This is a genomic window from Haloarcula sp. NS06 (genome assembly GCF_051122755.1).
Classification (GTDB): domain Archaea; phylum Halobacteriota; class Halobacteria; order Halobacteriales; family Haloarculaceae; genus Haloarcula.
Map to the genome: position 1 here is coordinate 2,010,003 of NZ_CP184844.1, position 20,615 is coordinate 2,030,617.

The 20,615-nt window shown below is 61.1% G+C and carries 18 protein-coding genes and 1 pseudogene; 11 read left to right on the top strand and 8 right to left on the bottom strand.

The features are described from left to right. Positions 1 to 226: 226 nt before the first annotated feature. Positions 227 to 2,483: pseudogene (locus ACODNH_RS14250) on the top strand (methyl-accepting chemotaxis protein). 2 nt (positions 2,484 to 2,485) lie between these two features. Continuing rightward, positions 2,486 to 3,196: a sensory rhodopsin II gene (gene sop2 / locus ACODNH_RS14255; protein WP_306705241.1), complete on the top strand. Its 711-nt coding sequence runs from the start codon at positions 2,486 to 2,488 to the stop codon at positions 3,194 to 3,196. A 162-nt stretch (positions 3,197 to 3,358) separates the two neighbouring features. Here sop2 and ACODNH_RS14260 read toward each other — a convergent pair whose 3' ends face one another. Next, the gene (locus ACODNH_RS14260) at positions 3,359 to 3,691 is read right to left on the bottom strand and encodes a hypothetical protein (RefSeq protein WP_306705243.1); all 333 of its coding nucleotides are present in this window, start codon (positions 3,689 to 3,691) and stop codon (positions 3,359 to 3,361) included. 146 nt (positions 3,692 to 3,837) lie between these two features. Then, positions 3,838 to 4,797: a transcription initiation factor IIB gene (locus tag ACODNH_RS14265; protein ID WP_004518753.1), complete on the bottom strand. Its 960-nt coding sequence runs from the start codon at positions 4,795 to 4,797 to the stop codon at positions 3,838 to 3,840. A gap of 264 nt (positions 4,798 to 5,061) precedes the next feature. Here ACODNH_RS14265 and ACODNH_RS14270 point away from each other — a divergent pair, with 264 nt between their 5' ends. Both ACODNH_RS14270 and ACODNH_RS14275 read left to right on the top strand, forming a co-directional pair. Next, complete coding sequence (locus ACODNH_RS14270; protein ID WP_306705247.1) at positions 5,062 to 5,586, top strand: hypothetical protein; 525 nt, start codon at positions 5,062 to 5,064, stop codon at positions 5,584 to 5,586. Continuing rightward, a complete protein-coding gene (locus tag ACODNH_RS14275) occupies positions 5,583 to 6,308 on the top strand; it encodes an RNA methyltransferase (protein WP_306705249.1) in 726 nt (241 codons plus the stop codon). The genes ACODNH_RS14270 and ACODNH_RS14275 overlap by 4 nt, the downstream gene beginning before the upstream one ends. Positions 6,309 to 6,311: 3 nt before the next feature. Here ACODNH_RS14275 and ACODNH_RS14280 read toward each other — a convergent pair whose 3' ends face one another. Further along, the gene (locus ACODNH_RS14280) at positions 6,312 to 8,783 is read right to left on the bottom strand and encodes a bacterio-opsin activator domain-containing protein (protein ID WP_306705251.1); all 2,472 of its coding nucleotides are present in this window, start codon (positions 8,781 to 8,783) and stop codon (positions 6,312 to 6,314) included. A 300-nt stretch (positions 8,784 to 9,083) separates the two neighbouring features. On the opposite strand from ACODNH_RS14280, the gene ACODNH_RS14285 reads away from it, so the two are divergent. Continuing rightward, on the top strand, positions 9,084 to 9,572 hold the full coding sequence (locus tag ACODNH_RS14285; protein WP_306705253.1) for an HTH domain-containing protein: 489 nt from the start codon (positions 9,084 to 9,086) through the stop codon (positions 9,570 to 9,572). A 61-nt stretch (positions 9,573 to 9,633) separates the two neighbouring features. Continuing rightward, a complete protein-coding gene (locus ACODNH_RS14290) occupies positions 9,634 to 10,053 on the top strand; it encodes a DUF7344 domain-containing protein (RefSeq protein WP_306705255.1) in 420 nt (139 codons plus the stop codon). Here ACODNH_RS14290 and gatE read toward each other — a convergent pair. Further along, positions 10,050 to 11,921, bottom strand: coding sequence for a Glu-tRNA(Gln) amidotransferase subunit GatE (gene gatE / locus ACODNH_RS14295; RefSeq protein WP_306705257.1), 1,872 nt, complete (start codon positions 11,919 to 11,921; stop codon positions 10,050 to 10,052). The genes ACODNH_RS14290 and gatE overlap by 4 nt on opposite strands. 88 nt (positions 11,922 to 12,009) lie before the next feature. On the opposite strand from gatE, the gene ACODNH_RS14300 reads away from it, so the two are divergent. Further along, entirely contained in the window at positions 12,010 to 12,804 is a 795-nt protein-coding gene (locus ACODNH_RS14300) for a DUF7537 family lipoprotein (protein WP_306705259.1), read from the top strand. A 32-nt stretch (positions 12,805 to 12,836) separates the two neighbouring features. Here ACODNH_RS14300 and ACODNH_RS14305 read toward each other — a convergent pair whose 3' ends face one another. Next, positions 12,837 to 13,133: a hypothetical protein gene (locus ACODNH_RS14305; RefSeq protein ID WP_306705261.1), complete on the bottom strand. Its 297-nt coding sequence runs from the start codon at positions 13,131 to 13,133 to the stop codon at positions 12,837 to 12,839. A gap of 158 nt (positions 13,134 to 13,291) precedes the next feature. Here ACODNH_RS14305 and ACODNH_RS14310 point away from each other — a divergent pair, with 158 nt between their 5' ends. Beyond that, the gene (locus ACODNH_RS14310) at positions 13,292 to 13,792 is read left to right on the top strand and encodes a GNAT family N-acetyltransferase (RefSeq protein WP_306705264.1); all 501 of its coding nucleotides are present in this window, start codon (positions 13,292 to 13,294) and stop codon (positions 13,790 to 13,792) included. A 48-nt stretch (positions 13,793 to 13,840) separates the two neighbouring features. On the opposite strand, the gene ACODNH_RS14315 is transcribed toward ACODNH_RS14310, so the two are convergent. Together ACODNH_RS14315 and ACODNH_RS14320 are read right to left on the bottom strand one after the other, a co-directional pair. Further along, entirely contained in the window at positions 13,841 to 14,074 is a 234-nt protein-coding gene (locus ACODNH_RS14315; RefSeq protein WP_306705267.1) for a hypothetical protein, read from the bottom strand. A gap of 302 nt (positions 14,075 to 14,376) precedes the next feature. Next, positions 14,377 to 15,783, bottom strand: coding sequence for a class II fumarate hydratase (locus tag ACODNH_RS14320; RefSeq protein ID WP_306705269.1), 1,407 nt, complete (start codon positions 15,781 to 15,783; stop codon positions 14,377 to 14,379). A gap of 562 nt (positions 15,784 to 16,345) precedes the next feature. Between ACODNH_RS14320 and ACODNH_RS14325 the strand changes: the two genes are divergently transcribed. The 3 genes from ACODNH_RS14325 to ACODNH_RS14335 are packed head-to-tail and all read left to right on the top strand — an operon-like array spanning position 16,346 to position 19,493. Then, entirely contained in the window at positions 16,346 to 17,410 is a 1,065-nt protein-coding gene (locus tag ACODNH_RS14325) for a carbohydrate ABC transporter permease (protein WP_306705271.1), read from the top strand. Further along, on the top strand, positions 17,407 to 18,336 hold the full coding sequence (locus ACODNH_RS14330) for a carbohydrate ABC transporter permease (protein ID WP_306705273.1): 930 nt from the start codon (positions 17,407 to 17,409) through the stop codon (positions 18,334 to 18,336). The genes ACODNH_RS14325 and ACODNH_RS14330 overlap by 4 nt, the downstream gene beginning before the upstream one ends. Before the next feature lie 17 nt (positions 18,337 to 18,353). Next, the gene (locus ACODNH_RS14335) at positions 18,354 to 19,493 is read left to right on the top strand and encodes an ABC transporter ATP-binding protein (RefSeq protein WP_434530460.1); all 1,140 of its coding nucleotides are present in this window, start codon (positions 18,354 to 18,356) and stop codon (positions 19,491 to 19,493) included. Positions 19,494 to 19,550: 57 nt separating this feature from the next. Here the strand turns inward: ACODNH_RS14335 and fen are convergent, their stop codons facing one another. Further along, complete coding sequence (gene fen / locus ACODNH_RS14340) at positions 19,551 to 20,531, bottom strand: flap endonuclease-1 (protein WP_434530461.1); 981 nt, start codon at positions 20,529 to 20,531, stop codon at positions 19,551 to 19,553. Positions 20,532 to 20,615: the final 84 nt, after the last annotated feature.

The following is a 20,615-nucleotide window of genomic DNA, read 5'->3' on the forward strand; positions in this document are numbered from 1 at the left end:
GGTGCTCATCTCGGTGACTGTAGGGTGTATCATCGGAGCAATAGACTGTCCCAACGGTAGCCGCTCTGAGGCGATAGATGTCCACAGTCGGCCGCAGTGCTTATCATCGGTGAGAATTGCGCAACAACCCTTTATTAGCACGTTTGTGTAGAATTGGGTGATGGAATCAGATAGGGACTCGCCGCTCCCGAGCTTTATTGCTGGCAGTTACGCCGCCAGGCTCGGGTTGGCGCTTTCATTCGCGATACTTGTCATTATCGCTGCTGGAGTCCTGACAAGCGTACAGGCGTCCGCCACTCTCGAGGAGGACGTGGCGGACGACATCACCGCGCTGTCAGAGACGCAAGCAGTACAGTTAGACGACTGGCTGACGACATCGCGTCGGAACGTCCGGTCGACGTCGCGACTTCCCGTGTTCACCGATGGAACAGACACGGAGAAACAGCAACGACTGGAGGAATTACAATCCAACGAGGAACTGCCACCCGGTGTCGTCGCAGTACACTACTTCGACACCGAGACAGACGAGATTCGTGCCAGTTCGAATCAGGACTTCATCGGGGTCAACGCTGCCGATCAAGGGGCTCCGTTCGCTACGGACCCGCCACAGTTCGACGGGCCTGACGACACGCACGTGACGGAGCCGTTCTCCGTCTCAGTCGTTGACCACCCGATAGTTGCTGTCGTTTCGCCAGTCCCAGGGGACGACGACAGGGCGCTCGTGTACATGATCGACCTCCGGGAGAAGGCAGATCAGATATCAAACCAGCGCGATGGGTCATTTACCACGGTCGTCAACACTGAGGGTGAGTTCGTTTCTCACCCCAACACCTCGATGATCGGGTCGACAGCACCGATTTCGCAGATGGAGTCGGACCCGCTGGGTACAGTTGAACCCGGAAAGAGTGCCTTCCACGAGACAGGCAGTATGCTGATGGGCCTGAGCCGCCTCGAATCGCATGAGTGGGTCGTTATGGTCCACTCTGACCCAGAGGCCGCATACGCCCTGAGCGATCAGATCAACTCCGATCTCATCGGGCTCATTCTGCTTGCCGTCGTCAACCTCGGACTTATTCGGGGTCACGATCGGCGGGAACACGATCGCTTCGCTGCGGCGGCTTTCGGTGAAGGCCGAATCGATGGCCGATGGTGAGCTTGACGTTGATCTTGACACCTCCCGCGAAGACGAGTTCGGAACGCTGTACGCGGCCTTCGATAACATGCGGGCGAACCTCCGTACACAGATATCCGAAGCCGAAACCGCCCGGCAGGAAGCGGAGGAAGCCAAAGAGCAGGCCGAGGCCGCCCGCAAGGATGTTGAATCCGAGCGCAACGAGATGGAGGCACTGACCGGCCACCTCGAACTCAAAGCAGAGCAGTACAGCAATACGTTGGAAGCTGCCGCCAACGGGGACCTCACCGCACGGGTGGACACGGACAGCATGAACGACGCGATGGCGGAAGTCGGCGAGGACATCAATACGACGCTTGATGCGCTCGAAGACACCATCGCCGATATGAAAGCGTTCGCGACGAACGTCATCCAGTCCAGCGACCGTGTCAACTCGAACGCGGAACGGGTCGACCGGGCCAGCAAGCAGGTGTCGAAGTCGATCAACGAGATCTTCGAGGGAACGACCGAGCAAAACGAAGGCCTCGAATCAGCGGCTGCCGAGATGCAGAACCTCTCTGCAACCGCACAGCAAGTCGCCTCCTCTGCCCAGCAGGTCGCTGACACGTCCCAATCGGCTGCAGAAGTTGGTGAGGACGGCCGTGAAGCCGCACAGGAAGCTATTGCGGAGATGAGCGCTATCGAGGACGAGACCGGCGAGACCGTCGAAGAGATCAATGCGCTCGACGACGAACTTGACGAGATCGGCGAGATCGTCGGCGTCATCACAAGTATTGTCGAGCAGACGAACATGCTGGCGCTGAACGCCTCCATTGAGGCTGCCCACGCCGACGGTGATGGCGAAGGGTTCGCCGTCGTCGCAGACGAGATCAAGGGCCTCGCGGAAGAGACGAAAGAGGCCGCCGCCGACATCGAAGGGCGCATTGAGGGCATCCAAGAGCAGGCCGGCGACACTGTCGAGACGATGGAGTCGACCAGCACCCGGATCACCGAAGGCGTCTCGACGGTCGAGGAGACCGTCGACGCGCTGGAAACCATCGTCGAGTACACGGAAGAGGTCGACACTGGTATCCAAGAGATTGATCGGGCGACCGAGGAGCAGGCCCGAACCGCACAGGACGTGATGGGGACTATCGACGACCTGACGACGATCAGTCAGCAGACGGCGACGGAGGCAGACACCGTGGCCGGTGCAGCACAGGATCAGTCCGCGTCTATCGACGAAGTGTCGGACTCTGCGACGGAACTCAGGCAGCGTGCTGACGATCTCGAATCGCTACTGGACCGCTTCACTGTCGAAAACTCCGCTGGGACGGGCACTGACAGTACGGCCGCTGTGGGGGATGACTAACAATGGCAACGATAACGACCTGGTTCACGCTGGGACTACTGGGTGAACTGCTCGGGACGGCGGTGCTGGCGTACGGCTACACGCTCGTCCCCGAAGAGGTGCGGAAGCGGTATCTGCTGCTGATCGCGATTCCGGGTATCGCAATCGTCGCCTACGCTCTGATGGCGCTTGGCTTCGGGTCGATACAGAGTGAGGGCCACGCGGTGTACGTGATCCGGTACGTTGACTGGCTGTTGACGACGCCGCTCAACGTCTGGTTCCTGGCGCTGCTCGCTGGCGCGAGCCGGGAGGACACAGTGAAACTTGTCGTCCTGCAGGCGTTGACTATCGTCTTCGGATTCGCCGGCGCGGTCACTCCATCGCCGATTAGCTACGCGCTGTTCGCGGTCGGCGGAGCGCTGTTCGGCGGCGTCATCTCGCTCCTCTATCGGAACATTGCGGCGGCCGCAAAGTCGACCCTGTCCGACATCGAGATGAGCCTGTACCGCACGCTCCGGAACTTCGTCGTCGTCCTCTGGCTCGTGTATCCGGTCGTCTGGGTACTCGGTGCGGCAGGAGTGGGCCTCATGGATGTCGAGACTGCGACGCTCGTAATCGTTTACCTCGACGTGGTCACGAAAGTCGGCTTTGGCGTCATTGCCTTGCTGGCGATGATCGACCTCGGCTCGGTCGGCGAGACTGCCGAGGAGTCGACGGCGGTTGCAGGGGACTAGCGAAGGGCGCGACCGCAGGGAGCGCCCCTCGAAAATGCGAACGGCGACGGAAGGGGCCGTGCGCAGGGAGTGGCCCTCGTTGCTGTGAGCGACCTTCATTACTGTGAGCGGCTCGATTTTGTGTGAATCGCTATACTCTCATACGATAACATCAGTGGCCAGTCAGGACCGACCCTCACTGACGGTCCCAGTGGTCTCTGCCTCATCAGTCGTGTCACTTCCCTCAGTCTCGTCGACGGTATCGAGTGCGTCTGGAAGCTGATCTTGGATCAGCCAGAACGTCAGCCGGTAGACGCCGTACCCGAGCAGGACGAACAGCACGAGGTCGATAAGATACAGTTCGACGAATTCGAGGACCGAAATCTCGCTGAGCGCGAGGTTGCCGGACAGGATGAGAAACTCTAGCGTGGCGAGAACAAACAGCGCGGGTGCAAAGAGGACCACCAGTCCGATGACGAGAAGTGCAATCCGTTTCTGCGAGGGGGAAACAGGCATACCGACAGTTCGCTGCCCAGACAGATAGCTCTACACGTTGCTTGTTACCAATCCTGTAACAACCGGGTGAGTCGTACTATCAGTGGCAGTATGTAGAGCGAACGGCGGACAGCGATACAACCGAATAAAAGGGGAAGCGCGGCCGGTCAGTGGATTCCCATCGCTTCGATCTGCTCCTGATACCGGTTCCGGATGGTGACCTCTGTTACCTGGGCCACGTCGGCGACCTCACGTTGGGTCTTCTTTTCGTTACAGAGCAGCGAGGCGGCGTAGATGGCTGCGGCGGCGTAGCCGGTCGGTGACTTCCCCGAGAGCAAGCCTTGCTCGGCGGTGGTGTCGATGATTTCGTTAGCCTTGGACTGGACTTCCTCGGAGAGTTCCAGTTCGGAGGCAAACCGCGGGACGTACTGCTTGGGGTCGACCGGTTCCATCTTCAGTTCGAGCTCTTGTGCAACGTATCGGTACGTCCGCCCGATTTCCTTCTGTTCGACCCGGGAAACGTCCGACACCTCTTCCAGACTTCGTGGGATGCCTTCCTGTCGACAGGCCGCATACAGGCAGGCTGTGGCGACGCCCTCAATGGAGCGACCGCGGATGAGGTCCTCGTTGAGCGCCCGTCGGTAAATGACTGAGGCGACTTCGCGGACCGACCGGGGGACGCCCAGTGCGCTCGCCATGCGATCAATCTCCGACAGCGCGAACTGTAGGTTCCGTTCGCCGGCATCCTTGGTTCGGATGCGTTCCTGCCACTTCCGAAGGCGGTGCATCTGGCTCCGCTTCTCCGAGGAGAGTGACCGACCGTAGGCGTCCTTGTCCTTCCAGTCGATCTGTGTGGTCAGCCCCTTGTCGTGCATCGTCTGGGTTGTGGGGGCTCCGACGCGTGACTTGGACTGGCGTTCGGAGTGATTGAACGCCCGCCACTCCGGCCCGCGGTCGATGTTCTCGTCTTCGATGACGAGGCCACAGTCCTCGCAGACGAGTTCACCACCGCCGTCGCTAGATATGGACTCCGACTCACACTCAGGGCAGGTCTGCTGGCCCGTGCTCTCGGACTCCTCCTCGCGTTCCTCCTGTTCAGAATCCCGCTGGCGCGTCGGCCGTTCCATGTGTTCTTTTACGGAGAAAAGCCAATCACGTATAAATGTTTGGGCGAGACCGACAGTTTTGCCTGATTTGGACGCTGTCTGTGAATGCTAGATGGAAAAATCATGTTAAATTTAGCTAGAACTGTCTATCTTTCGAGCGACCGATGGGTGTAATGGGATGGCACACCTTGTTCTCACTCCGCGGTGACGGTGGAGCGCGGACAGCCAGCACTGTTCGTCCCACATATCGCGCTCTTTTAGTCCGGGACTCCCCCACCTTGCGGTATGAGCAAGGTCAATATCGGGCTTCGGGGCTGGCGCTTCGATGAGGACGTGCTTGGGCCGGACGGGCGGGTCCGTCCGCTCAAGACGATGGAACCGGAAACCCGGCAGCGGCTACTGGTGCTTGCAGAACGAGTGGTCGACCCCTGTGATGCCTGTTGGCTGATTCACGGGGACGAAGACATTGAGCAGTGCAACGTTGCGGACGCTATCTACGGCGAGCCAATGGGTGAGGTAGTGGTCTGTTCGGACCACGAGACGGACTTCATTTACTGGTTCCGTGAGGAAGGCGGCGAGGCCTACGCCGGTGATACTGACCTGGCCTCGGCCTTCCACGAATGGTTCCTTGATGGGAACCGCGCGCCAGAGGAGTACGTCGGCCTCGAACACGTCGATGAGGATCCGACAGCGCTGCCAGAGGCCCCCGACAGGGACGAAGCGATTCCAGGACTTGAAGAGGAAGTCGAGCAGATGGACGAGGAGGATCTCGACACGATCGATATGGACCTCAGCGACCTGGACGTATGATCTCGGTCGCCGTCGTCGACGCGGAGACACCGGGCAACGTCGGCACCATTGCACGGTCGATGAAGAACTTCGGCCTGTCGGAGCTGTTGCTCGTCGACCCACCGGAGCTGGACCCAGACGGCGAAGCGTATGGCTTTGCCGGCCAGGCCCGGGACGACATCCTTCCGAACGCCCGGACGGTGACATTCGACGACATCGTCGAGAACTACCACACCGTCGCCTGCACGGCGACGACGAACGAGGACCCGGCCAACCACGTCCGGTATCCGGCGACGACGCCGGCCGACCTAGCCGACTCGCTCCGGGACGTTGAGGGCGATATCTGCGTCGTCTTCGGCCGCGAGCGGGTCGGGCTCTCGAACGACGAACTCGCACGGCTGGATGTCATCTGCTCTATCCCGGCCAGCGCGTCGTATCCGGTGTTGAATCTCGGCCAGGCGGCCACCATCGTTCTTTACGAACTCCGTGATCTAACTGTCGGCGAGACCCAGCACCCCGAGGAACTCCATACGCTCGCCGAGACGCCAGCGGTTGAGGGCCTACATGAGGAGTTCGACCGGTTCCTCGGGGCTATCGGTCACCCCGAAGAAAAACAGCACAAGGCTCGACGGCTGTTCCGGCGGGTCCTCGGGCGTGCACAACCGACCGGCCGAGAGACAAAGACGCTTCGCGGTCTGTTCCGGCAAGCCCGACAGCGAATCGAGCGTGCCGAAGACGACTGAGGGTCAGCTGAGGTTCTCAGATCCGGTTCCGGAGTCGAATAGCGAACCGATAACAGCGTCGTGGGCCTTCCGCAACCGGTAGTGTAAGGTCGGCGCGGAAATGTCGAGTGTCTCAGCCAGTTCCTCTGCGGAGCTCCCTCGCGGCCAGTCGTAGTAGCCGCGTGCATAGGCAGTCTTGAGTGCGGCGGCCTGTTTCGGAGTCAGCTGATCGCGTATCTGTGTCTGGAAATCTGTCACCGTAGAGACTGGCTGGTCGACGTACTGCTTGCTCCGTAGTTCTGTCCCGGGTGTTCCCTCCTGGATCGCCTCAACGACAGCACGGACGTTGATGTCCGGCGCCATCTCCGCTGTGAACCGCAGATCACCGTCCGCTGCAACGGCCTGCTGAACGGCCCCGCCGTAATCTGCGAGCGTGTCAAGCGGCGATGCGGATATCTCATCGAGCGTGACTTCGAGCAAGGGCACTCGGTTTTCCGCCGCCGTTTCCACGACGGCACAGGACTCGACCGACGGCATCTCAGTGAGCGCCCGACACACCCGGTCAGTGTCCACACCACTGGCGCGAACGTAGTGGAGACAGTTCCCGGAACTGATCGGAACGCGCCGTTCGAGCGTGAACGAACAGTCGAGCATCGCGGAGAGGCGGGCGAAGACGTCGTCGGAATCCGGCGTCAGGAACTCTAGTTTGACGGTCGTCGCCGCCAGCAATGACTGCTGACTGTGGACGCGCTGGATAGAAAGCGCGATAAGTCGCCCCAGATCGGCCAGGATGTCGGACTCACGACAGCCAATCGTGGCCCCAGTCGATGCGTAGACCATCAGTACGCCGTATGTCGTCACGCCAGTTGTCAGGGGAACTGCCGCAACGGAACAGTGGTCTGCAATTAGTGAACGGTCCATGTCGGCGTCCGAAGGCGTCGACACGCTGGCGATGTCCTCAACGACCTGTACCTCGCCGGTGTCGATGGCGTCGATGGCGAGGCTGTGCTCGTCGGACGAAAGCTGCTCCGGCGCCGTGTCAATCCCAGCGGCGGCAGCCAGTGTTATGCTCGTGGCACCCCCGCGGCTCCCGGTCCAGACGGCCTGGTACAAGTCCGATTCAGTGAGATGCGCACACACTGCCGATTCGATTCCCTCACGTGTCTGTGTGTCCTGTAGTGCCTTTGCAATCTCTCTGCCCAGCACATTGAGCCGCTGTGCCTGCTTGAGTTCGTCACGCTGTCGCTCAAGTTCGGCTTGGCGATTCTTGTGAGCAGTGACGTCGCGAGCGACGAAGATGACAGTATCGAGGTCGTAGGCGCGACTTTCCAGCGGCGCGACCCGTGCCTCGAACCACCGCTTGCCATCGGGAACCCGTAGTTTGTACTCCACGGACTGGAATGACCCGGTTCGCAGGGCCGCACGAACGGTCGTCAGGAGCGAATCAGCGGTGTCGTGGGGAAGAAACTCATGTAGCGTCTGGCCGACAAGCGTGTCTGTATCGTCTACCGTCAGCATTGTCTCGGGGTCGGTCAGGCAGTCGAGGAATCGCCCTTCCGCGTCGATGATGAAACTAGGGTCCGGAAAGGCGGTGTTCAACGCATCGCGCTGTTCCGTGTGGCGCTGTCGTTCGAGTTCATAGCCCGCCCAGTCGGAGAGCAACCGAACGAACGTCAGGTCCCACTGCGTGAACTCCGCTGTGCGCGGCTCCAGTCCGTAGAAGCAGAACGTTCCGTACACGGCCCCATCGACGACGACGGGTGCACCGATGTAGTTCGCAATGCCCCACTCAGGGTCAGCGAGGTCCGGCGCGTCCGTCTCAACGTCCCTGATCGCGAGCGGTTCGCGGTGTTCGACGACGTGCCTGCAGTTCGGGAGGTCCTCGATGCTGGTCGTTCTGCCGGCTTCGAGGTCGGCAGTCGTCGGTGCAGTGACTGCTTCAAACACGTATTCGTCGCCGTGGACCCGGGAGAGCGTCCCAAACGACGAACCGAGTGTCTCACAGCCGAGCTCTAACAGCGCGTTGAGTTGTTCCGTGAACGTCCGGCTCGAATCGGTACAGATGTCGTAGGCCGCTTCGAGCACCGACTCCCGTTGCTTCCGAGCCGTGATGTCGATATGTGCGATGGACGCGAACGTTGCTCCATCGACGGTGAACGGGGCAGCGTACAACCGGAACCACCGTTTCGACGACGGGGCGTGACACGGATATTCGAGTTCGAACGAGGATTGCTCGCCAGCGAGGACGGCCCTGATCCCGTCGGCTGCCTGTTGCCCGGTCGTGTCGTCAGCCATGTCAGCGACGTCGAGATAGTTCACACCGACCGTATTCGGCGTCAACTCTGTTCCGTTTGCCCGGCCGAACTCGCTCCATGTCTCGTTCGTCGAGAGAATCACCCCGGACGCATCTACAACCGCAAACATGAGGGGTAGTGTATCGATGGATGGCCCGTACAGAGTGGGAACATCGTAGCCATCCATGACACTTGGGACCATGTATTTACTGTTGCGGCGAGCCACTTAACGCCCAGTGTCTGGTTAGAATACTAACATTCTCGCAGAGAACATATTTGCCGTGAATATCATGCCGAATTGGGGTTAAAGGACTGTAAAATGGATCTATTCAAATGAACGCCTGCCAGACCACCCACCAAATATCCATATATTAACCAATTACCGACTGGCCCGGATATATCAAACAGGATTCTGTCTCACCCCGATTTATTCTAGGGACCTAGAGAGAGTGTTTAGGATGGTGACCACTGTAGCGACCCACAGGATACGCACTACCTCACTATGGACTCCACTGTCAATCCAGTTCGCGTCGAACTGTTCGTCCGGTCCCTGTGTCCGGAAGATACAACGCAACAACAGAATTACGTGCTTGATCGATTACAGGCTCTTGAGAACGCTGGCCGTATCGAGGACCTGTCGATACTGATCTGGGGACGCCGGATCGAACCACGACTCGCACAGCGGACTGCGGAGGGACGACACCTGCTGGAACGGCTGTCCATGTTCGAACAGTGGGAGCGGGACGCCGATGCCTCGCTTGACGCATTCGACTGGCAGCACCCGGTGACGAACATGGTTTCCGATGAGTCGGTCACCGTCATCACGCTGCCCACGCTTGCCCTCGCTGAATACGTTGACGGTGACCTCCAGCACGTCGCCCCCTGCACGCGGGATGGGACGGTCCACCGCGTCGCGGATCGTGTTAGACACCTCTCAGATACCGCAGACATAGCCGACGAATTCGACCATGAGCGTACCGTGGTACAATAGCATCCGAACCGCCCCAAACCTAACACGCTGACCGTCCAGATCCAGCACCATACCAGGTAACATGAATACGAAACAAACCGAGATACCGGATTCGCTACCACTGGACGACCGGCTGTCGCTCCTGTCGTCGCACTATCGACGGTTCCTCCTGTACGGGCTTTCACAGTACACGACCCCGGTTTCACTGGCTGTACTTACGGACACGGTGACCGAATTCGAACACGAGGCACCGGCCGAACACTACCGTGACGAGCGACTCAAGATCTACACGGCTCTCTATCACAACCACCTTCCGCGGCTGGTCGATGCCGGTGTCGTCCAGTACAACCAGTCGGAAGATATGGTCGATATCGGGCCGAACGCGCCAGCCCTCGTCCCGCTACTCGAGTCGACGATCGAACACGACCTGTCGGCGAACGGTAACGACCTATCATCGAACGCCGTCGATGTCAATTCCTTACAGCCCGAGCGACGCAATTAAGCCCGCTTTTGTATCTCCGAGCGCAACACGTCGCTCACCGTATCACCGTCAGCTTTGCCACGGAGTGCGCCCATGCACTCGCCCATCAGCGCCGAGAACGCGCCCATTCCTTCCTCGGCGACTTGGTCCTCATGGCGTTCGACGACTTCGGCAACGGCGTCACGGACTTCTGACTCGTCGACGCCGCCCAGCCCTTCCTGCTCGACGGCCGCCTCGGCCGTCAGCGACGGGTTCTCGGCGAGTGCCGTCAGGAGGTCTTCTATACCCTCACGGGGCACATCTCCGCTGTCGACCAGCAGGATAGCCCCTTTGAGGTGCTCGTCGGTGAGATGCCCGACGGGCACATCGTCGCGGCGGAGTTCGGTCAGCGTCGACTCCAGCGTCCCGGCAGCCAGCGTCGGGTCAACACCTTCGCCCGCCACCAGTGCCTCGAACAGCGGCCACCGCTGGCCGTAGGCGACCTGCTCGGCGAGGCCGGAGCCGAGGTCGAACTCGCGCTCGTACCGGTCGACCTTCTCGGTGAGCAGTTCCGGGGTCTCGACTTCGGTTACGTCGGGTTCGACGGGCGGCACGTCCGTCTCGGGGTACATCCGTGCCGCGCCGGGGAGCGGGCGGAGGTACCGCGACGTAGCGTCCTCATTCGCGTCGCGGGTCTCCTCCGGGACGCCCTCAAGCGCCGTCTCGGCCCGCTCCGCAACGGCGTCGATGGCCAGTTCGGCGGTCTCCGGGTCGTCAGCGACGATAGCGACGGCGTCCTCGGGACTGGCTCCAACAGCGTCCCGCAGCGCCTCGACTTCCGCCTCGGTGACGCCGTAGGCCGGGAGCTCGTCGGTGTGGAAGATGCCGCCCGCGCCGTGGCGCTTGGCGTGGTCGGACAGTTCGGTCCCAAGCCGTCGGTCGGGCTGAATCTCCCGGCCGACGAGCCCGTCGAAGCCGGACAGCAGGAGGCCCTGTACTTTGCCGCCTGAGGAGAGCGCGCCCTCGATGACGCCGGACTCCGTATCTTCGAACACCTCCGTCACGTCCTGTGGCTCGCCGACTGTTGCGTCGCGCTCGGTGAGTTCTTCGGCGATGTCCAGCAGTTCGACCTGCCGGCGGACCTCGTTGCGGACGAGGTCGTCGATGTCATCGAGGCTCTGGACGCCTTTCAGTTCGATCCGTGCGCCATCCTCGATAGAGACGTTCACGTCCTGGCGGATGGTCCCAAGGCCGCGCTTGACCTTCCCGGTCGAACGGAGGAGCATCCCGATGCGCTCGGCGGCCTCGCGGGCCTGCTCGGGCGACCTGATGTCCGGCTTCGTGCCGATTTCGACCAGCGGGATGCCAAGGCGGTCAAGCGAGAAGCGCACGCCGTTCTCGGTTTCCTCGACGCGCTGGCAGGACTCTTCTTCCAGTAGCATATCCTCGATGCCGACTGGGCCGGCGCTCGTCTCGATGGCCCCGTCGTTGGCGACCAGCATCGAGCGCTGGAACCCCGTGGTGTTCGAGCCGTCGACGACGATTTTCCGCATGACGTTCACCTGGTCGATGACGGACATATCCAGTAGCTGGGCGATCTCGAGCGTCGTTTCCATCGCCTCGCGATCGACACGGTGGGGTGGCTCGTCGTCCTCCTCGACGAGACAGGTCGTGTCGTAGGCCAGGTACTCGAACTCCCGGTCGACCATGCTCTCCTCCAGCGCCGCCTCGTCGATCTCCCCGAGTTCGCTCTTGGTCGGGTGCAGATAGCGGGTAAAGGAGCGCTCGCTCTCCTCGGGCTCGCGGATCGTCGTCGGACAGTCACAGAACAGCTTCGTCGCGGTATCGAGTTGCTGGTGGATCTCCAGGCCGGCGACGAGCCCCAGCTCCTCGTAGTCGTACTCAGTCATTGTCGAGGTGTCCGGGACCGGGGGCCAAAAAACGCACCCTTCCCGCGCTCGCCGCCGCCCTTTTGACTGTCTCGTCCTCACTGTCGATATGCGCTGGCTGTCGACAGCCGCGGTGGTCGTTCTTCTTCTGACCGGCGGCTGTAACGCTTTCGTCGGCGCTGACACCGCCGATAAGGGGACCGTCACGCCAGCCCCGGTCCCGACCGCAGCGGAGTCGGACACAGCAACATCGCTGGACCCGCCGCCCGGCGTTACCACGGACCGGCTCGATAACGTTGCCCTCCTGTCGGCTGCCCACCGGCAGGCGCTCAACGGCACTACCTACACCCTGAACGAACGTTACAGCGAGTTCACAATCGGGAACGACAGCACTTCCGTCCGGCGTGAAGAGACTGTCGCCGTCGAATCACCGACCCGGTACCGCGACGAGATGGTAAGAATGACGACTGACTCAAACGGGGCCGTCAAGCGGTACGAACAGTCGACCTACGCTGACGGCACCAACTGGTATGAGCGTCGTGACAACGGCACAGTCGAGCGCCAGCGTGGTGAGGTCCGGTTCAGCCGCGACAAGTACGCCTACCGGACGGCGTTCTATCTTAACCGCTACGCCGTGGTCAACCAGAGCGCCACGGACGTCGTCACACGGGACGGCAGTCGGCTCTACCGGATTCGGGGCTCCGGCGGCGAGATTCCGACCACGGAACGGCTGGAGGAGTTCCGAATCGAACTGCTGGTCGAACCTGCCGGCCTCGTCCGCCGATTCAGCGTCTGGTACCGCACCGAAGATCGCATCGTCGAATACAGCTTCTGGTACGAGGATATCGGTGAGACGACGGCGGAGCGGCCAGCGTGGCTCAACGAATCAACACCGGCGGACTGAGGGGGCCGGTAGGCAACAGCGCACGTCAGCGGCTACAGACGATCAGTCTCAGTTCGAACATCGTCGGTTCCGGACGTGCTCCCGGCCCGGTCGTCGTAGTACTTTCGGCCGATGAAGTCGTCGTCAAGATTCCCGACCAGAGAGTTGTACAGCCCATCTGCGGACTGGTACGTGGCTTCGCTGGTCCGAGCCAGTACCTCACTCATTTCGATCGAGTCGCCGTTCTGGGCGACCAGCTCAACGTCGCCGAGTTGCCGGACGACAGCGGCATGGTCAGCGGGGAACTCACAGGCCTGGTCGAACAACTGCAACGTTTCGGAGTAACGCATCTGTACTACACATCCGTATTCATCATCAAAAAATATTATGAATTCTGGTTATCCGGTAATCGGCTTCACTGACCAGATCCGGTTGTTGAGACGAGACCTGATATTTCGCTCCAATCGGTGCGGGAAAACATTTCAAAGATCATGGCATATGTTTTCGTATGTCAATTAGCCTGGCAACTCCGGACGATGTAACGGCGATCAATCAGGTGGCAACGGCAGCCTGGGAGACGGACTACCCCCTGCTCACCCAGGAAACGGTTGAAGACGGCGTTCACGACTGGTATTCGCCCGAGCAGCTCGAATCGGAACTGGTCGAACCGCAGACCCTCTTGCTTGTCGCCGAGCGCGAGGAGCACGTTGTCGGGTTCGCACACGCGACGTGGCACGAGACTGACCACACGGGGTATATTCTCCGGCTGTACGTCCATCCTGACTCCCGGCGCGAGGGAATCGGCCAGTCACTGCTAGAACGGACCTGCGAGGAACTGTTCGAGCACGATATCGACCGGATCAACGCGATGGTCCTCTCGGCGAACGAACCGGGAGCCGAGTTCTACGAGCAGTTCGGATTCGAGTTCGCCGACGAGAGCGACACCGAAATCGGCGGCGAGCGCTACCCCGAGAGCCGCTACGTCCTTGCGGACGAGTCACGGGTATAGGTCACAGAGTCACTTACGGGAAAGCCGTCGCTCTCCGAGGCTATCGTCCTAAGAAAGGTGCGTGACGAGTTCCGTAACGCGCCCACCCGGGTACTCGACCTCGTCGACCTCCTGCTCGACAACGTCACCGGCGAGGCCTGTCACGTTGGAGAGCGGAATAACGCGCTCCTGTCCGTCGCCCTCCGGTACGGCCCAGACGACGTTTCCCATGATTTTAGCTGTCGTACACTCGATACTGGTGTCGCCGTCCATCGAACTGTCGAGGAACACTGTCGCGCTCATTGTGGTACCCTTTGACACGATAGGACATAACCGATACGGTCAGGTCGGAGTGGCGGTTGGCGTCCCAGCTGCCACTCAAAGCAGGGTCGAACAGAAACCTGTGTAAAGCAAGAGTCTCTGCTGCTCACGGGTCACTCTGTTCCCGCTCGCATTTTCGAGGTAGCTCCATCGCTACTCCCTCACGGCGCCTCACGGCACTGTTCCAGTACGAGAGCCCTCACTCCGTTCGACTCTCGCTACTCGCGGGTCGCTATCGCTCTCCCCTCGCACTAACGAGGGCCGCGCTTCGCGCGCGCTCCTCGCTATTCCTCGCCCAGGATGCCACGCTTCGTCATCTTCTCGGGGTCGAGTACGTCGTCGACCTCATCTTCGTCGAGATAGCCCTCTTCGAGGACGACCTCGCGGATGGTCTTCTCCTCGGCGAGCGCCTTCTTCGCTACCTTGCTTGCCTTGTCGTAGCCGATAGCTGGGTTGAGCGCCGTTGCCAGCGCCATGCTCTGCTCGACGCGCTCGGCGCAGTGGTCGGCGTCGGCCTCCAGTTTGGCGACGAACTTCTCGCCGAACACCGCACTGCTGTTGGCGATGAGCTTGGCCGACTGCAGGAAGTTCGAAGCCAGCACGGGCTTGTAGAGGTTCAGGTCGATCTGGCCCTCGGCAGCGCCGGCCGAGACGGCGGCGTCGTTGCCGACGACCTGCTTGTGGACCTGATTGACCGCTTCGGCGACAACGGGATTGATTTTCCCGGGCATGATCGAGGAGCCGGGCTGGTTCTCCGGCTGGTCGATCTCGCCGAGGCCGTTTCGGGGACCAGACGCCAGCAGACGGAGGTCGTTGGCGATCTTGTTCAGTGAACCAGCGACCGTCCGGAGCGCACCGTGGGCCTCGGCCATCGCGTCGTGTGCGGCCTGGGCCTCGAAGTGGTTGTCCGCCTCGCGGAAGTTGAGGTCGGTCTCTTCGCTGATGTACGTCGCGGCTTTTTCGGGGAATTCGGGATGGGTGTTCAGGCCAGTCCCGACCGCGGTTCCGCCGAGTGCGAGTTCAGCGAGGCGACCGTGAACGTCCTGTACGCGGGAGATGCCCTTCTCGACCTGCGTGCGGTAGCCGGAGAACTCCTGGCCCAGCGTCACCGGCGTCGCGTCTTGGAGGTGGGTTCGCCCGGTCTTGACGACGTTGTCGAACTCGTTCTCTTTGGCTTCGAGTTCGTCACGCAGCGTCTTCAGGCCCGGAATGACGTCCTTCTCGACCGCTTCGAGGGAGGCGACGTGCATCGCCGTCGGAATCACGTCGTTGCTGGACTGACCGAAGTTGACGTGGTCGTTCGGGTGGATCTCGCGGGTCCCGATGTCGCCGCCGTACAGCTCCGTGGCGCGGTTGGAGATGACCTCATTGGCGTTCATGTTCGACGACGTGCCCGACCCGGTCTGGAACACGTCGACGGGGAACTGGTCGTCGTGCTCGCCGGCGATGACCTCATCGGCGGCCTCGATGATACAGTCCGCCTTGTCCTCTGGAATCGTTTCGAGGTCGCGGTTCGCCTGTGCGGCCGCTTTCTTGACAACGCCAAGCGCTCGGATGAATCGCCGCCCGAACGTCACGTCGCTGATCGGGAAGTTCTCGACGGCACGTTGCGTCTGTGCGCCCCAGTACGCGTCGGCTGGCACCTGCATTTCACCGAGGCTATCCTGCTCTGTCCGGTACTCGTCGGTCATACGTCCGGGGGGTGGTCCGCCCGGTCGTAAAACCCACCGGTACGAGTCGGGACACCACTCGGCACAGCCCTGTAACCGCCGGGACAGTCACTCACGGGGTGCCACGAGTCCCTCCTCGGACAGCGGAGACCGTAGGGCTCAGCACCCATGACTTGGATAAACGTGTATTATCATTCGGAAATATTAAGTAGAATCTCTCTCCACTTACCATGAGTTCGACGCCACAGAGACGTTCATGACTGATGGCCTACAATGCCCGGTGACGGCGGTGTGTTGCTGCCGTCGTCGGCTGTTAGGGCCCGATGGGACACCGACGGACGTGACACATCGCGAACGCTCGCGGCCGGTGTACCCGCCGCGTTGCAATCGCTCGCCCACTCGGCACGACGACGGGATGGCACACCCGTCATCTGGCGTTCCCATGCTGCCTGCCGGCCTGTGTTGGTGCGACAGGCTGTGCGGGTCGCGTGGTCTGCGTGCTAGCTGGCGAGTCTATGTGACTGACGACACATCCGTCGGGACGATGGACGGCGAACTCACGTCGGCGAACCACTGACCAACCATGCGCGAGATACTCAGTAGACTCCTCGCCACCGGGGGTAGGCTCCGGTCGGCGGTATCGAGAGACGAATCGGACGGCGACCAACTGGCAACAGACGGAGGGGCGACGGTGAAAACGACCCGGAGAGACTCGCTCCGGAACTCACTGCCGGTCGAGTGGGAACTCATCGAATCCGCCCCGTTCTGGCTGCCGCCAGTCCTGTTTGCGGGCTTTTTCGTCTACGGCGCTATCGCCTGGAACTTTCTCCTGTCGCTGACCGACTACAGCGGCCTGGGTGGTGCACAGTACGAGACCTTCGATCTCAGTATGTACAGCCGCATACTGAACGACGGGGCGTTCTGGCAGGCGGCACAGAATACGGTGGTGTTACTTGTCGTGTTCACCGCCCTCTGTCTGGCGCTTGGCCTGTTTGTGGCCATCCTCATCGACCAGCAGATACGCTTCGAGAACACGTTCCGGACCATCTACCTGCTCCCGATGAGCCTCTCGTTCGTCGTCACGGCGACGATGTGGGCGTGGGTGTACAACGCCCGTAACGGCGTTCTCAACCAATTTCTCCGCGTGTTCAATCTCGAAGGGGCCATCGTGGGACTACTCCGGCCGGCTGGAGTCAACGCTGAGGTCATTCAGTGGCTCTCTTGGAACACGACCGCACTGGCGGCGGTCATCTTCGCGCTTATCTGGCAGTTCAGCGGCTACGCGATGGTTGTCTTCCTCGCCGGCCTCCGTGCAATCCCGACCGAACACTACGAGGCTGCGCGGGTCGACGGGGCGTCGACGGTTCGGATGTACGCGCGAGTAATCATCCCGCAGCTCCGCGCTTCCGCGGTGTCCGCGTCGGTGGTGCTGATGGTGTTTGCGCTGAAAGCGTTCGACTTCATCTACGCGCTTCGTGGCTCACAGCCGGGGGCGAACATGGACATTCTGGCGACGATGATGTATCGGGTTGCGTTCGACAGCCTCCAGTGGGCGTATGGGTCAGCCGTCGCTATTGTGCTGTTTGCCCTCGCACTGCTGGTCATCGGACCATATCTCTACAGCGAATACCGACGGGGTGAACTATGAGTATCAGAGACGGCGGTTTCATCGACGAACTTCGTAGTACAGAGAACAGCCGTATCGGCCTGTATGCCCTCCTGCTGGCGGGCATTGTCTTCTACCTCTTCCCGGTGGAGACGGCCGTGATGACGATGTTCAAGACCGAGAGCGCGTTCGCCCGGACGCTTCCGTTCGCGCCGCCGGGCACTGACGGCTTCACGCTTGACGCGCTCACTACCGCCTGGAACACGCTCCGGCCGGGACTTATAAACTCGCTGCTGATGGCGATTCCCGCGACGATTGTGTCGGCGCTGCTGGGCAGTATGACTGCGTACGGACTGACGACGATTAGCTGGCGGGGGCAGGTCGGCGTGGTCGTCCTCATCATCGCGGGCATCTTCATTCCCTATCAGGCCGTGCTGGTCCCGCTGGCACAGTTCTGGTTCCAGGTGCTTCCGGGACTGCTCAACGGCTTCGTCAACACCGTCTTTGGCTTCATCACGGGTGGCAACTGGCAGTATCCGAGCCGCAATGGGTACGTGCAGTTGCTGCAGTTGTCGATTACCCACGCCGCGTACGGGATTCCGATCTGTACGCTGCTGTTCCGGTCGTATTACCAGAGCATCTCCGACGAGATGATTGAGGCCGCTCGCCTCGACGGCGCGAGTGCGTTCAGCATCTACCGCAACATCATCCTCCCGCTGTCGCTGCCGATGTTCGCGGTGACGCTCATCTACCAGTTCACGCAGGTCTACAACGATCTGTTGTTCGCACTCGTGCTCGTTAACGAACCGGCTTCGCAGGTGGCGACCCAGCGCCTTGCGGCGCTCACTGGTGGGGTCGTCCAGTCGTTTAACACCACGATGGCAGGGGCCATCGTCGCAGCACTTCCGACGCTGCTCGTCTACATCATGTTCGGCGAACAGTTCGCGAAAGGCGTCGCTGGAGAATAATCACGGAGGTATTCACAATGGCACAACTCACACTGGACGAGGTAACGAAGACGTTCCAAGACGACGACGGCGAAATTATCGCAGTTGACGAGATATCGGTCGACATCGAGGACGGCGAGTTCCTCTGTGTCGTCGGTCCATCTGGCTGTGGAAAATCAACGACACTGCGGATGATTGCCGGGCTCGAAGACATCACGCGCGGCGAAATCCGACTGAACGGTCAGATAATCAACGATCAGCCGCCGGCCCGTCGGAACGTGGCCATGGCGTTCCAGTCCTACGCCCTGTACCCGCACATGACCGTGCGGGAGAACATGGCGTTCGGGCTGGAGGAATCGACAGATATGCCCGACGACGAGATCAACGAGCGCGTTGAGAAGGCGTGCAAGGATATGGGCATCTTCGAGCTCATCGACCGCAAACCAGGCGAACTCTCCGGCGGGCAGCAACAGCGTGTGGCCCTGGGCCGCGCTATCGTCCGGGACCCCGAAGTGTTCCTGATGGACGAACCGCTGGCGAATCTGGACGCGAAGCTCAAAGCCGAGATGCGAACCGAACTTCAGGAGCTCCAGCAAGATCTTGACGTGACGACGGTGTACGTCACCCACGACCAGACGGAGGCGATGACGATGAGTGACCGCATTGCAATCCTCAACGACGGCGTCCTCCAGCAGTGCGCGACGCCGCTTGAGTGTTACCACGAGCCGAACAACCTCTTTGTCGCTGGCTTCATCGGCGAGCCGTCGATGAATTTCTTCCCGATGACGCTGGAGGGGTCGACGCTCAAAGGTGAGTGGTTCGAGTACGAACTCAGCGACGAGACGATCGCCGCGGTCGAGGGGACGACCGACATCACGCTCGGTATCAGGCCTGAAGATATCGAATTCATTCAGAGCGACGCCGGCCCGAACGTGTTTGATTCGACGGTCCATGTCGTTGAGCCACGCGGGAACGAGAACACGGCGCACCTGCAGTTCGACGAGTCGATGGACGACCAGTTCATCGCGACAGTCGGTGGGATGAAACAGCTCAAAGCCGGCCAGCGCGTCAAAGTCCGGTTCCCCGAAAACGCCATCCACCTCTTCGACACGGCCAGTGGAGAGGCCATCCGGAACCGTACGCTCGACGAGATCGAAACGGTCGAATCTGTCGTCTGAGCGGAACCCGTCGTAGCCGTCCTTATTCCGCTGTTGGTCGGTCGTGAGCCTCTGCTGTCACGCCCAACGGTCGAGTCCGGTCTGGACGACCGAGTCGTCAATGCGTTCGAATCCGCGAGCGACTTCGTCAGCGTCGACCTCCCACTGCTCGGTGACAAATGCACGGGCGGCATCGATGTCCGGCTCGATGCTGTCCGGAATCTCGTAGTCGTCACTCACCGCGGGGTCGAGAAACAGGTCCCGGATGCGGTCTGCGTGGTCGATGTGTTCGTCGCGGGCCTCAAGCACCGCGTAGAGGTCGCCATGCTCGTGGAGGTCCTTGACGGCTGTTTTGGGGCCGATACCGGAGATTCCCTCGTTGAAGTCCGTCCCCATCAGAATCGCCGCGTCGACCAGTTGCTCCCAGGTAAGGTCGTGCCGCTCAAGCGTGGCCTCAAAGTCCATCAGTTCGGGGTCGCCCTTCGACGTGATCTGCCGGAGTGTCATCGGCGCACCGAACAGGAGCGCGTCGTAGTCTTCAGTCCCGACGTAGTCTACGTCGCCCCGCCGGGCCATCACCGACGCCTGCCCCTCGCCTTCTGCTGGGGCATCGACGATAGGCACGTCGAGCAGTTTCAGCAGGTCCCGCGTCGTATCGACGATAGTGTCGGTCAGCCGCTGCGTGCGCGAGTCAAGCTTGGCGACGCGGGTGCTGTCACCAGCTTTCCGGGCCGCCTCCAGTTCGGACTCGTATTTCTCGCGTTGCTCGCGGCGCTTCTCGACCTCGTCGTCTTTGAGGTCCGTGACTGCGCCGTCGAAGACGAATACCGGCGTCATGTCGTGCTCGAAGAACTTCGGCAAGCCCTGAACGACGCCGATGAGGTTCGCCACCTCCTCGCCGTTGCTGGTGGTGTACTTCGACTCGCTGGTGAATTTCACCGTCGTCGTCAGATAGCGATAGAGCCAGTTGTGGGCGTCCACGGCAACGACACTCCCGCCGAGGTCGTCGAGCGACACGTCAGACAGCGCCGCGAGCGACCGTAAATCAGCGTTTCCCATTGGCAGGCCTTTGGCCGACAGCGGTTTGAATCTCTCGGAGACGACGTATTACTCCGTGATGGCGCAGTCGGTGCCGGTCGGGCG